General features: G+C 56.0%; 13 protein-coding genes. 11 read left to right on the top strand and 2 right to left on the bottom strand.

The genetic code is table 11. From position 1 onward, the window contains the following. Positions 1–260: 260 nt before the first annotated feature. Entirely contained in the window at positions 261–1,949 is a 1,689-nt protein-coding gene (locus FHW04_RS01505; protein WP_046288424.1) for an aspartate:alanine antiporter, read from the bottom strand. A gap of 258 nt (positions 1,950–2,207) precedes the next feature. Here FHW04_RS01505 and ybjM point away from each other — a divergent pair, with 258 nt between their 5' ends. Then, positions 2,208–2,573 (top strand): inner membrane protein YbjM, encoded by a 366-nt coding sequence (gene ybjM, locus FHW04_RS01500; protein WP_046288423.1) that lies wholly within the window; start codon positions 2,208–2,210, stop codon positions 2,571–2,573. 118 nt (positions 2,574–2,691) lie between these two features. Here ybjM and FHW04_RS01495 read toward each other — a convergent pair whose 3' ends face one another. Continuing rightward, entirely contained in the window at positions 2,692–2,955 is a 264-nt protein-coding gene (locus tag FHW04_RS01495) for a GrxA family glutaredoxin (protein ID WP_031377006.1), read from the bottom strand. A gap of 255 nt (positions 2,956–3,210) precedes the next feature. On the opposite strand from FHW04_RS01495, the gene FHW04_RS01490 reads away from it, so the two are divergent. The 10 genes from FHW04_RS01490 (at position 3,211) to rlmC (ending at position 11,980) form a co-directional block, all read left to right on the top strand. After that, complete coding sequence (locus FHW04_RS01490; protein ID WP_089561103.1) at positions 3,211–3,462, top strand: DUF1418 family protein; 252 nt, start codon at positions 3,211–3,213, stop codon at positions 3,460–3,462. A 16-nt stretch (positions 3,463–3,478) separates the two neighbouring features. Beyond that, positions 3,479–4,201 carry an oxygen-insensitive NADPH nitroreductase gene (gene nfsA, locus FHW04_RS01485; RefSeq protein ID WP_031377004.1) on the top strand — a complete coding sequence of 241 codons (723 nt, stop codon included), beginning with the start codon at positions 3,479–3,481 and terminating at the stop codon, positions 4,199–4,201. A gap of 21 nt (positions 4,202–4,222) precedes the next feature. After that, positions 4,223–5,125 (top strand): 30S ribosomal protein S6--L-glutamate ligase, encoded by a 903-nt coding sequence (gene rimK, locus FHW04_RS01480; protein ID WP_046288422.1) that lies wholly within the window; start codon positions 4,223–4,225, stop codon positions 5,123–5,125. Positions 5,126–5,211: 86 nt separating this feature from the next. Further along, the gene (locus FHW04_RS01475; protein ID WP_031377003.1) at positions 5,212–5,691 is read left to right on the top strand and encodes a YbjN domain-containing protein; all 480 of its coding nucleotides are present in this window, start codon (positions 5,212–5,214) and stop codon (positions 5,689–5,691) included. A 386-nt stretch (positions 5,692–6,077) separates the two neighbouring features. Further along, the gene (gene potF / locus FHW04_RS01470; protein WP_031377002.1) at positions 6,078–7,187 is read left to right on the top strand and encodes a spermidine/putrescine ABC transporter substrate-binding protein PotF; all 1,110 of its coding nucleotides are present in this window, start codon (positions 6,078–6,080) and stop codon (positions 7,185–7,187) included. A 123-nt stretch (positions 7,188–7,310) separates the two neighbouring features. After that, positions 7,311–8,444, top strand: a complete 1,134-nt coding sequence (potG, locus tag FHW04_RS01465; protein WP_031377001.1) for a putrescine ABC transporter ATP-binding subunit PotG — start codon at positions 7,311–7,313, stop codon at positions 8,442–8,444. A 9-nt stretch (positions 8,445–8,453) separates the two neighbouring features. Further along, on the top strand, positions 8,454–9,416 hold the full coding sequence (gene potH, locus FHW04_RS01460; RefSeq protein WP_031377000.1) for a putrescine ABC transporter permease PotH: 963 nt from the start codon (positions 8,454–8,456) through the stop codon (positions 9,414–9,416). Further along, complete coding sequence (gene potI, locus FHW04_RS01455; RefSeq protein WP_031376999.1) at positions 9,413–10,258, top strand: putrescine ABC transporter permease PotI; 846 nt, start codon at positions 9,413–9,415, stop codon at positions 10,256–10,258. Before potH ends, potI begins: the two co-directional genes overlap by 4 nt. Positions 10,259–10,333: 75 nt before the next feature. Beyond that, complete coding sequence (locus FHW04_RS01450) at positions 10,334–10,801, top strand: YbjO family protein (protein WP_031376998.1); 468 nt, start codon at positions 10,334–10,336, stop codon at positions 10,799–10,801. Between the two features lie 48 nt (positions 10,802–10,849). Continuing rightward, on the top strand, positions 10,850–11,980 hold the full coding sequence (gene rlmC / locus FHW04_RS01445; RefSeq protein WP_031376997.1) for a 23S rRNA (uracil(747)-C(5))-methyltransferase RlmC: 1,131 nt from the start codon (positions 10,850–10,852) through the stop codon (positions 11,978–11,980). The last annotated feature ends 23 nt before the right edge of the window (positions 11,981–12,003 follow it).

The raw sequence follows: 12,003 nt of genomic DNA, 5'->3' as shown, positions 1-12,003 counted from the left end.
CACTATCCTGCTTTTTACCCTGGGTTTCGTCCATAGCAAGGCTCTTAATCTGCTTATGGGTTGCCTGACTGTTTAAGTTTGACAGCCGGACGGCCGCGCTTTAATCCGGAGTGGGGGCGTCATGGCGGAAAAAAGGGCATAAAAAAACCCGCCGGGAAAAAGACCAGCGGGCTCCACAATTTGGGGATTTCAAAGAAAAGCAGTGGCACTTATTCAGACTACCCCTTAACAAAAAAGTTCTGGACGTATACAAAAAAATTTTATAAGGGCAAAAGCGGCCAGATAATCACGATCAGCGTACCCGCCAGCGTCAACAGCACGTTAGCAATGGCGTAAGTTCCGGCGTAGCCCAGCGCCGGAATATTGCTGCGTGCGGTGTCACTGATAATCTCCATCGCTGGCGCGCAGGTGCGGGCACCCATGATGGCCCCGAACAGTAACGCGCGGTTCATTCGCAGTACGTAGGCACCAAACAGATAGCAGATAATCACCGGGATCAGGCTGACCAGTAGTCCACACAGCAGCATCAGCGCACCCTCACTGCTGACGCCGTGATTGATACCGCTGCCAGCGCTCAGCCCCACGCCGGCCATAAACACCATCAGCCCGAACTCTTTCACCATGGTGAGTGCGCCCTGAGGGATGTAGCCAAAGGTCGGATGGTTGGCGCGCAGGAAGCCGAGCATAATGCCGGCAAACAGCAGGCCGGCAGCGTTACCGAGGCCAAAACTAAAGTTGCTGAACTGAAAGGTAATCAGACCAATCATCAGGCCGACGATGAAGAAGGCGCAGAAGGCCAGCAGGTCGGTCATCTGGCTGTGAATAGCGATAAAGCCAATGCGATCCGCCACGCTTTTAACCCGTCGCGCTTCGCCGCTGACCTGCAATACATCGCCTTTATTCAGCATGATGCTGTCGTCAATCGGCATCTCAATCTGGCTGCGAATCACCCGGTTAAGGAAGCAGCCATGATCGGTGAGATTAAGTTTGCTGAGCCGTTTGTTCACTGCATTGTGGTTTTTCACCACAATCTCTTCGGTCACAATTCGCATATCCAGCAGATCGCGGTCAAACACCTCTTTGCCGTTACGGAAGCTGGGGTCGAGACGGGCGTGCGCATCGGGATAACCGACCAGTGAGATGTCGTCGCCGAGTTGCAGTACCGCATCGCCATCCGGGCTGGCGAGAATACCGTTACGGCGGATGCGCTCAATGTAGCAGCCGGTCTGGCGATAGATACCGAGTTCACGCAGGTTTTTGCCGCCGCTCCACGCCACCAGTTCCGGGCCGACGCGGTAAGCACGGATCACCGGTAAAAACACCTTGCGCTGGCTGTCAGCATCCAGCCCGCGCTCGCGAGCGATCTGCTGCGCGCAGGTGGGCAGATCCTGATGCTGCAGGCGCGGCAGGTAACGCGCGCCAAAGATCAGGCTGACCAGGCCAATCAGATAGGTCACGGCATAGCCGAGACTGAGCTGATCCTGCATCAATCCCAGCTGTTTGCTGTCGCTGATACTTTGCCGTAGCGTATCGCCGGCACCGACCAGCACCGGCGTTGAGGTCATTGAGCCCGCCAGCATGCCCGCCGTCAGGCCGATATCCCAGCCAAACAGCTTACCGAGCCCCAGTGCCATAATCAGCGCGCTGACCACCATCACGATAGCGAGCATGAAATAGTTTTTGCCGTCGCGAAAGAATATCGAGAAAAAGTTGGGACCGGCCTCGACGCCAACACAAAAAATAAACAGCATAAAGCCGAGACTTAATGCGTCGGTATTGATCGTAAAGTGCTGCTGGCCTAATAACAGGGAAACCACTAATACGCCGATCGAATTTCCCAGCTGAACCGAGCCAAGACGCAATTTCCCCAGGCAGAGCCCGAGCGCCAAAACGACAAATAATAACAAAACGTCATTTCCACTTAACAATTCTGCGACGTTAATATTCACTGTTTAACTTCTTGTTTACGTGTAACTTGTTGAAGAGAGGCTTGTTTTTCGCTATCTTGAGCAAGCCGTCGGGGGTGCGTTGTATCAGTGTTGCAAATGCGACCGGTGTAACGGCGGCTATTCTAATCAGAAAAATCTTCCTCAGCCATTGGCTAATTTCATTCGTTATCAAAACGAACTGTTTCTTTTTATTTCCACCTGAACGCAGCAGGGATACAGGCAAGTTTTATCCGGGTAATTTTTAGTCAGTGAGGTGTTATGCCGCAGCGTTCTTATCTCTGGACGATCCGCCTGTGTGGGGTGGTGCTTTATAGTCTGGTGTTTGTTTTTACCTGCCACTTCTGGCAAACCGGTCCTGGCCCGTTGCATGGTCAGCCTGAACTGCTGCTGTTTATGCTGCCTGGTATCGTGATGGCCTTGATGCAGGTGGAAAGTCCGTTAAAAAGTACCTTGCTGATGGCGCTGTGGGGCACCCTGGTGGCCGTGCTGCTGTTAAATAATACGCTGCTGGTCCATGCCAGCGGGCTGTTTGTGGTCGCCTGGAGCGTGAGCGCCATGTTCTGGGCTGGCTGCGGCGCGCTGTTGGTGCGCCTGATGCAGATAGTGATGGCCTCGCTGAACTAAAGCGGCCCCGGCCCGGCATAAAGGGCCGGGGCTGAGAAACAGTCAGACGCTGCCCAGCAAAAAGGCGAGACCGGTAACCGCGTCTCGCCTTTTTCATTACCCAGCCTGCAACCGCTAATTAAGCGACAAAGCCCAGGTTTTCTTTGGTCCATGCGGCGAATTCGGTGTAGCCGCCGACGTGTTTATCATCCAGGAAAATCTGCGGCACGGTGGTGACTGGCTTACCGGCGCTGGCTTCCAGATCGGCTTTAGTAATGCCTTCTGCCTGAATATCCACATACTGATAGCTAAAATCATCACGCTCAGCAGTGAGTTTATCCGCCAGCTCTTTAGCACGGACACAATATGGGCAGCCCGGACGACCAAAAATTACAGCAATCATGAAGAACTCCTTGCAGCGTGGTGCGTGATCTACATCACACAATAAAACTGAGAATGGCAATCATGATGCCCGCTCGTATCGCTTAAAGGAAGCAGGATTTGCCTGTTAGTCTGATGCCCGCCACCTATAGCGGCTGGAACCTTGTTATCAGCCGGGCGGCGTTTTTTCTGTCCGTGGCTCACCCTGAACGGTGGGCAATTTGCGGGTTGTTAACCATAATTGACGCTCAATAACCGGCTAAGGCAGGAGAGGACGATGCAGAATGTCGCCAGATTACCCCGCACCGTGTTGGTGCTGGAAGCGCTTGGCGGCCTGATGATTCTGGCCGCACTGCTGCTGGTGAACCGCTGGCTGCCCGCGCCCGGCACGCTGGACGTCAGGACGCTGGCGACCGGGCTGTTTATCGCGGGTATTGTTTTGATGCTGCCCGCCGCCTGGCTATTAATGTGGCGCACCGCAAAAGCGATCGCGCCGCAGTTGTTTAATCACACTGACAAAAAAAGTTAATGTTGCTGGAGACTTTATGACACCGACCATTGATTTACTGTGCAGCCACCGCTCTGTTCGCGCCTTCACCGACCAGCCCGTCAGCGAGGCGCAGCGTGAAGCGATTATTAATGCGGCGCAATCGGCGTCCACATCCAGTTTTTTACAGTGCTCTTCTATTATTCGTATCACTGACCGTGCGCTGCGCGACCAGTTGGTCACCCTGACCGGCGGTCAGTCGTGGGTGGCAGATGCACCCGAGTTCTGGGTGTTCTGCGCTGACTTTAATCGTCACCTGCAGATCTGTCCGGATGCCCAGCTGGGCCGCGCTGAACAGCTGCTGCTCGGCTGTGTCGATACCGCGCTGATGGCGCAGAATGCCATGGTGGCGGCCGAATCGCTGGATCTGGGTGGGGTGTTCATTGGCGGTATCCGTAACAACATCGCCGAGGTAACCACTCTGCTCGGCCTGCCAAAATTTGTGTTGCCGCTGTTTGGTTTTTGCCTGGGCCATCCTGAAACCCGTCCGGATGTGAAACCGCGCATGCCGCACGCAATGCTGGTGCATGAAAACCGCTACCAGCCGCTCGATCCGGCGGTACTGGCGGACTATGACAGCCGCACCGAGCTTTACTATCAGCACCGTGACAGCAACCAGCGCAGCGAAACCTGGAGCGAACTGATTCAGCGCCTGATTATCAAAGAAACGCGCCCGTTTATGCTGGATTATCTGCATCAGCAGGGCTGGGCAACGCGCTAAGCTAACGGCGGAGAACGGACGATGAAAATAGCCATTCTGTCGCGCGATGAAACGCTTTACTCCAGCCGGCGGCTGCGTGAGGCGGCCGAAGGCCGTGGCCATCAGGTGCAAATCATCGATCCGCTCTCCTGCTACATGAACATCAATCCCGCCTCGCCCGCCGTGCACTACTGCGGTGAACCGCTCGGCCACTTTGATGCGGTCATTCCGCGCATCGGCTCTCTGACCACCTTTTACGGTACGGCGGTGCTGCGTCAGTTTGAGATGAGCGGCAGTTACCCGCTGAATGAGTCGGCGGCGATCACCCGCGCACGTGACAAGCTGCGATCGCTGCAGCTGCTGGCGCGCGAGGGAATCGATATGCCGGTCACCGGCTTTGCTTCCTCGCCGGACGATACCGAGGATCTGATCGCCATGGTCGGCGGCGCGCCGCTGGTGGTCAAACTGGTGGAAGGCACCCAGGGCATCGGCGTAGTGCTGGCCGAAACGCGCCAGGCGGCGGAAAGCGTTATCGATGCGTTTCGCGGTCTGAATGCCCATATTCTGGTGCAGGAGTTCATCAAAGAGGCGGGCGGCCGTGATATTCGCTGTCTGGTGATTGGCAATCAGGTCGTGGCGGCGATTGAGCGGGTGGCAAAAGAGGGCGACTTTCGCTCCAATCTGCACCGTGGCGGCAAGGCGTATCCGGTCACTATCACTGAGCAGGAGCGGCAGATTGCCGTCAAAGCGGCGACCACGCTGGGGCTGGACGTCGCCGGGGTCGATATCCTGCGTGCCGCTCGGGGTCCGCTGGTGATGGAGGTCAATGCCTCGCCGGGTCTCGAAGGGATCGAAACCAGCAGCGGTCTGGACATTGCCGGGCTGATGATTGGCTGGATTGAGCAGCAGGCTATCCCCGGGCTCCGTCCTAAAACCGCGGGCTGACACGCGCTTTTCAGCGGTTTTCGTGGCATCGACGCGCATTTTTCCGTAAGCTAAGTCGCCTGTTTATCACCCCATGGGATTTTACGATGGATTCTCTTGTCGTTCCGGATATCGACCTGTTGCGTCGCTGGCTGGATCAGCAAAATATCACCTGGTTCGAATGCGATGCCTGTCAGGCACTACATCTGCCGCATATGCAAAACTTCGACGGGGTGTTTGACGCCAAAATCGATCTGGTCGACAACGTCATTCTGTTTTCGGCGCTGGCTGAAGTGAAGCCCACGGCGCTGATTCCTTTGGTAGGCGACCTGTCGCAAATTAATGCCAGTTCGCTGACGGTGAAAGCGTTCATCGACATTCAGGATGATAACCTGCCGAAGCTGATTGTCTGTCAGTCAATGACCATCACCGCAGGGTTAACCTTTGGTCAGTTCTCTCACTTTATGAAACAGAGTGAAGAGCAGATCTCAATGGTGATCCTTGAGGCGTTTGCTAACAATCTGCTGATGATTGGTGAAGAGGAAGAGCATGTGCCGGTGACCAGCGTGCACTCCGTGCTGCACTGATCAGACCCGATTGCCCGTTAAGCCGTCCCTGTGACGGCTTTTTTTATGTCCGTCGCACCGGATAGCTATAATTTTTTATTCTGCACTTTGCCCTTTAGTGCCAGATATTTGTCGTTCTTTATGCCAGTAAAGCCGAACCTCATAGCTTAAACATGCATAAAATATCGCTTTTAGGCGTTTTTTACGCTGAGGTCTGGTGCAGTCTGAGTCGGGGGGCTATTCTTGCGGGGCTGTGACAGCCGCGTAACTGCGCCACAGCTAATGGTTTTTGCTATTACACTTCCGCTGAATAATGATTCATTGTGTCACTGACCTTACACACAGAACGCAACGTATGGATCACTGGTTTGCAGCGTTGTGATGACCCGCTCAGGAGGATGGAAAACATGTTCAACCAACGTCAGAAATGGTTGTCAGGTGTGGTAGCTGGCGTGCTGATGGCCGCGTCTGCCAGCACCATGGCGGAAGATAAAACGCTGCACGTTTATAACTGGTCTGATTATATCTCGCCAGATACCGTGCCGAACTTTGAAAAGCAGTCCGGCATCAAAGTGGTCTACGACGTGTTTGACTCCAATGAAGTGCTGGAAGGCAAACTGATGGCTGGCAGCACCGGCTATGACGTGGTGGTGCCATCCTCCAGCTTCCTGGCGCGTCAGCTGCAATCCGGCGTGTTCCAGCCGCTGGATAAGAGCAAACTGCCTAACTATAAAAACCTCGATCCGGCGCTGATGGAAAAAGTGGCGCAGCACGATCCGGGCAACAAATACGCCATTCCTTACCTGTGGGGCACTACCGGTATCGGCTACAACATCGATAAAGTCAAAGCGGTACTCGGCGCAGATGCACCGGTTAACAGCTGGGATCTGGTGATGAAGCCAGAAAATCTGGAGAAGCTGAAAAGCTGTGGCGTCTCTTTCCTTGATGCGCCGGAAGAAATTTTCGCTACCGTGCTCAACTATCTGGGTAAAGATCCGAACAGTTCTGACGCCAAAGAGTATTCAGGCGCGGCCACCGATCTGCTGTTGAAACTGCGTCCGAACATTCGTTATTTCCATTCGTCGCAGTACATCAACGATCTGGCTAACGGCAATATTTGTGTGGCGATTGGCTGGTCAGGTGACATTCTGCAGGCGAAAAACCGGGCCGATGAAGCCAAAAATGGCGTGCATCTCGGTTACAGCGTGCCGAAAGAGGGCGCTCTGGCCTTCTTCGACATGATGGCAATTCCGAAAGACGCGAAGAATCTTGATGGTGCCTACGCCTGGCTGAACTACATCATGGATCCAAAAGTGATCGCGGATGTCTCGAACAAGATGAACTACGCCAACGGCAATAAAGCTTCGCTACCGCTGATCAATGCTGACGTCCGCAACAACCCAGGCATCTTCCCGACGCCAGAAGCGATGTCGAAATTGTTCGTGCTCAAAGTTCAGGATCCGAAACTGGATCGTGTGCGTACCCGTGCATGGACTAAAGTAAAAAGTGGTAAGTAATTCGTTCTGAACGGATTGACTGATTACTCATCAGCAACAGAGGCGCAGTGTCGGCCTCTGTTGTGCCATTTTTAGCGGCGGATTTTGCCGCGATGTTCCGCCTGGCTCCGGAGAGATACGTTAGTGAACGATGCCATTCCCCGTCCTCAAAATAAAACCGCAAAGGCGTTAACGCCGCTGCTGGAAATTCGCAATCTGACAAAATCGTTCGACGGACAGCATGCTGTCGATGATGTCAGTCTGACCATATACAAAGGCGAGATTTTTGCCCTGCTGGGCGCGTCGGGCTGTGGCAAATCCACGCTGTTGCGGATGCTGGCGGGTTTCGAGCCGCCGACCAGTGGCCAGATTGTGCTGGATGGCCAGGATCTGTCGCACGTCGCCCCTTATCAGCGGCCAATCAATATGATGTTCCAGTCTTACGCGCTGTTTCCGCACATGACGGTGGAGCAGAATATCGCCTTTGGTCTGAAGCAGGATAAGTTGCCGAAGGGCGAAATCACCAGTCGGGTGGCGGAAATGCTGGCGCTGGTGCATATGCAGGAGTTTGCCAGGCGTAAGCCGCATCAGCTCTCCGGCGGTCAGCGTCAGCGTGTGGCGCTGGCGCGTAGCCTGGCGAAACGGCCTAAGCTGCTGCTGCTGGATGAACCGATGGGCGCGCTGGACAAGAAGCTGCGCGATCGCATGCAGCTGGAGGTGGTTGATATCCTCGAGCGGGTGGGCGCAACCTGCGTCATGGTTACCCACGATCAGGAAGAGGCGATGACCATGGCGGGCCGCATTGCCATCATGAATCGCGGCAAGTTCGTGCAGATTGGCGAGCCGGAAGAGATCTACGAGCATCCGACCAGCCGCTACAGTGCCGAATTCATCGGCTCGGTGAACGTGTTTGAAGGGCTGCTGCGCGAACGTCAGGCGGATGGTCTGGTTATCGACAGCCCGGGGCTGATGCACCCGCTGAAGGTCGATTCCGATGTCTCGGTGGTGGATAACCTGCCGGTTCACGTCGCGCTGCGTCCCGAAAAAGTGATGCTGTGCGATGAGGTGCCAGCCGATGGCTGCAACTTTGCCGTCGGTGAAGTGGTGCATATCGCCTATCTCGGTGACCTGTCGATTTTCCATGTCCGTCTGCACAGCGGACAGATGATCAGCGCACAGTTGCAAAACGCGCATCGCTACCGCAAAGGGTTGCCGACCTGGGGCGATGAAGTCCGCCTCTGTTGGGAGAGCGACAGCTGCGTGGTGTTGACGGTTTAAGGAGGCGCCATGAGCCAGATTTTCCAACGCAGCAAAGCGCCGGCCCGGCTGGTCGGCACGCCGCTGCAACGCTGGGCCACGCGAATTAAAATGCAGCACGGCCGCAAACTGGTGATCGCTTTACCCTATGTCTGGCTGGTGCTGTTCTTCCTGCTGCCGTTCCTGACGGTGCTAAAGATCAGCTTCGCTGACATTGCGCGCGCCATTCCACCCTATACCGAACTGGTCAGCTGGGCGGACGATCAGTTCAGTATTGTGCTGAACTTTGCCAATTACCTGACGCTGACCGACGATCCTCTCTACGTCGACGCCTATCTGCAGTCGCTGAAAGTGGCGGCCATCTCGACGGTGATTTGCCTGCTGGTGGGCTATCCGCTGGCCTGGGCGGTGGCGCACAGCAAGCCGTCGATGCGCACTATCCTGCTGCTGCTGGTGATCCTGCCGTCGTGGACCTCCTTTCTGGTGCGGGTCTACGCCTGGATGGGGCTGCTGAACAATAACGGTATCCTCAACCGTTTTCTGCTGTGGCTGGGCGTGATTGATCATCCGCTGGTGATCCTTTACACCAATACCGCGGTCTATATCGGCATCGTTTACTGCTATCTGCCGTTTATGGTGCTGCCGATCTACACCGCGCTGACGCGTATCGACTACTCGCTGGTTGAAGCGTCGCTGGATCTGGGCGCGCGTCCGCTGAAAACCTTTTTCAGCGTGATCGTTCCACTTACCAAAGGCGGGATAATCGCCGGTTCGATGCTGGTGTTTATTCCGGCGGTCGGTGAGTACGTGATCCCGGAACTGCTCGGGGGTCCGGACAGCATTATGATTGGCCGTATTCTGTGGCAGGAGTTCTTTAATAACCGTGACTGGCCGGTCGCGTCGGCGCTGGCGGTCATTATCCTGCTGATCCTGATTCTGCCGATCATCTGGTTCCATAAGCATCAAAACCGTGAGATGGGGGAGAAGGCATGAACAATTTGCCGACCATTCGCTCGCCCTGGCGTACCGGGATTCTGGTCTGCTGTTTCCTGTTCCTCTATGCGCCGATGCTGCTGCTGGTGGTTTACTCCTTCAACAGCTCACAGTTGGTGACGGTATGGGACAGCTTCTCCTTCCACTGGTACCGGGTGCTGTTTCAGGATAGCGCGATGATTGACGCGGTGATGCTGAGTCTGAGTATCGCCGCGCTCTCCGCCACCATGGCGGTGGTGCTGGGAACCCTGGCGGCGGTGATTATCGTGCGCTTCGGCCGTTTCCGTGGCCATAACGGCTTTGCGTTTATGCTGACCGCACCGCTGGTGATGCCCGACGTGATCACCGGGCTGTCGCTGCTGCTGCTGTTTGTGGCGATGGGCAACGCCTTTGGCTGGCCGAGCGAGCGCGGCATGCTGACCATCTGGCTGGCGCACGTTACGTTCTGTACCGCCTATGTCGCCGTGGTGATCAACTCGCGCCTGCGCGAACTGGACCGCTCGATTGAAGAGGCCGCGATGGATCTGGGCGCAACGCCGCTCAAAGTGTTCTTCGTGATTACCGTGCCGATGATTGCTCCGGCTATCGTCACCGGCTGGCTGCTGGCGTTTACGCTGTCTCTCGACGATCTGGTGATTTCCAGCTTTGTAACCGGCCCTGGCGCGACCACCTTGCCGATGGCGATTTTTGCCACCGTGCGGCGTGGCGTCAATCCGGAAATCAACGCGCTCGCCTCACTGATCCTGTTCGTGGTCGGTTTAGTCGGTTTTATCGCCTGGCGGGTGATGGCACATGAAGAAAAACAACGTTTAAGCGATATTCAGAAAGCTAAACGTGGCTGAAATCCGTAACATTTGCCACTATAACAACGGGCTGGTTTTACCGGCCCGTTTTTTGATCAGGTGGAGTCACGGACTATGTCAGAAATCCTTAAAAGCAGCCGCACGTTGACGGAGGCACCGGTTCCGGTCACCGTGGCGGGCATTGCCATTATCGCGACGCGCTGCCTGAGCGTGCTGATGCTGGCAAATGAGCTTGGCTACAGCGAGCTCGCCAACTTTGTCCACCGCAGCGCCCAGGCCTGGGACTCAACCTTTATCTTTGTCGCCAGCCAGCTGATCTTCCTGTTCGAACTGCGCTGCGCCTTTACCCTGATGCGCGGCAGCAACCGGGGACGCTGGGGCTATGTCGCCACCCAGGTGATTGTGCTGGGTTATATGCTGATGGCCTCCATGGGCTGGATCTATCCGGAGATATTCAGCATTGATGGCGCGAATAATGTCCAGATCGTCCATCACACCCTGCTGCAAAAGCTGCCGGATCTGCTGGTGCTGCTGCTGCTGTTTCTGCCGCTCAGCAGTCGCGCATTTTTCAGCAAGCGATGATACAATCGCGCTCCGCCCGACCTCTCCACCGTGAATACAGGCTTTCCCATGCATTGCGCGCTCTATGACGCTAACCGTTGCCGCTCCTGCCAGTGGCTGGAAAAACCCTATACCCAACAGCTGACTGACAAACAGTCATGGCTGGAACAGCTGCTGGCCGATCGGCCGGTGGCGCAGTGGTTGCCACCGATCACCTCGCCGCAGCAGGCGTTTCGTAATAAAGCCAAGATGGTGGTCAGCGGTAGCGTGGAGCGTCCGGTGTTCGGCATGGTTCAGCGCAATGGCGAGGCGGTTGATCTGTGCGACTGCCCGCTCTATCCAGCCAGTTTTCAGCCGGTGTTTGCTGCGCTGCGGCCGTTTATCGCCCGCGCCGGGCTGACGCCGTACAACGTGGCGCGCAAACGGGGCGAGCTGAAATATCTGTTGCTGACCGGCAGTAGTCAGGGCGGCATGATGCTGCGTTTTGTGTTGCGTTCGACCACCAAGCTGGCGCAACTGCGCGCGGCACTGCCGGAGCTGCAACAGCAGTTGCCACAATTGACGGTGATCTCCGCCAATATTCAGCCGGTACATATGGCGATTCTGGAAGGGGAGCAGGAGATTGCGCTGACGCCAGCGCAGTCGCTGGCCGAAAATTTTAACGGCGTGCCGCTGTGGATCCGTCCGCAAAGTTTCTTCCAGACCAATCCACAGGTTGCCAGCACGCTTTACGCCACCGCCCGGCAATGGGTGCAGCAGCTGCCGGTCACCAGCATGTGGGATCTGTTCTGCGGCGTAGGGGGATTTGGCCTGCACTGCGCCACGCCAGAGATGACGCTGACCGGCATTGAAATCAGCGCCGAGGCGATTAAATGCGCCCAGCGTTCAGCGCAGATGATGGGACTGGAAAAAGTGCAGTTTGCTGCGCTGGACTCGACCGAATTTGCCACCGGCCGGGACGCGGTGCCACAGCTGGTGCTGGTTAACCCACCGCGACGCGGCATTGGCGCTGAACTGTGTGATTTTCTTAGTCAGATGGCACCCGATTATCTGCTCTATTCCAGCTGTAACCCACAGACGCTGGCAGAAGACGTAGCCCGGCTGAATGATTATCAGATTAGCAAGGTGCAGCTGTTTGATATGTTCCCGCACACCGCCCATTTTGAAGTGCTGGCGTTGTTAACCCGCCAGCCGCGCTAAGCGTAAGACGGGCTCAGACACTG

The sequence above is a fragment of the Pantoea sp. AN62 genome (assembly GCF_050432985.1).
Taxonomy (GTDB): Bacteria; Pseudomonadota; Gammaproteobacteria; order Enterobacterales; family Enterobacteriaceae; genus Pantoea; species Pantoea brenneri.
The sequence above is the reverse complement of the archived record's forward strand: the minus strand, read 5'-3'. Positions and strand labels throughout refer to the sequence as shown.

What these genes read in the sequence shown, in the direction of transcription:
- rlmC (WP_031376997.1), top strand. Translation starts at nt 10,850, where the DNA reads ATGCATTGCGCGCTCTATGACGCTAACCGTTGCCGCTCCTGCCAGTGG.
- nfsA (WP_031377004.1), top strand. Translation starts at nt 3,479, where the DNA reads ATGACACCGACCATTGATTTACTGTGCAGCCACCGCTCTGTTCGCGCC.
- potF (WP_031377002.1), top strand. Translation starts at nt 6,078, where the DNA reads ATGTTCAACCAACGTCAGAAATGGTTGTCAGGTGTGGTAGCTGGCGTG.
- potH (WP_031377000.1), top strand. Translation starts at nt 8,454, where the DNA reads ATGAGCCAGATTTTCCAACGCAGCAAAGCGCCGGCCCGGCTGGTCGGC.
- FHW04_RS01490 (WP_089561103.1), top strand. Translation starts at nt 3,211, where the DNA reads ATGCAGAATGTCGCCAGATTACCCCGCACCGTGTTGGTGCTGGAAGCG.
- rimK (WP_046288422.1), top strand. Translation starts at nt 4,223, where the DNA reads ATGAAAATAGCCATTCTGTCGCGCGATGAAACGCTTTACTCCAGCCGG.
- potI (WP_031376999.1), top strand. Translation starts at nt 9,413, where the DNA reads ATGAACAATTTGCCGACCATTCGCTCGCCCTGGCGTACCGGGATTCTG.
- ybjM (WP_046288423.1), top strand. Translation starts at nt 2,208, where the DNA reads ATGCCGCAGCGTTCTTATCTCTGGACGATCCGCCTGTGTGGGGTGGTG.
- FHW04_RS01475 (WP_031377003.1), top strand. Translation starts at nt 5,212, where the DNA reads ATGGATTCTCTTGTCGTTCCGGATATCGACCTGTTGCGTCGCTGGCTG.
- FHW04_RS01495 (WP_031377006.1), bottom strand. Translation starts at nt 2,955, where the DNA reads ATGATTGCTGTAATTTTTGGTCGTCCGGGCTGCCCATATTGTGTCCGT.
- FHW04_RS01450 (WP_031376998.1), top strand. Translation starts at nt 10,334, where the DNA reads ATGTCAGAAATCCTTAAAAGCAGCCGCACGTTGACGGAGGCACCGGTT.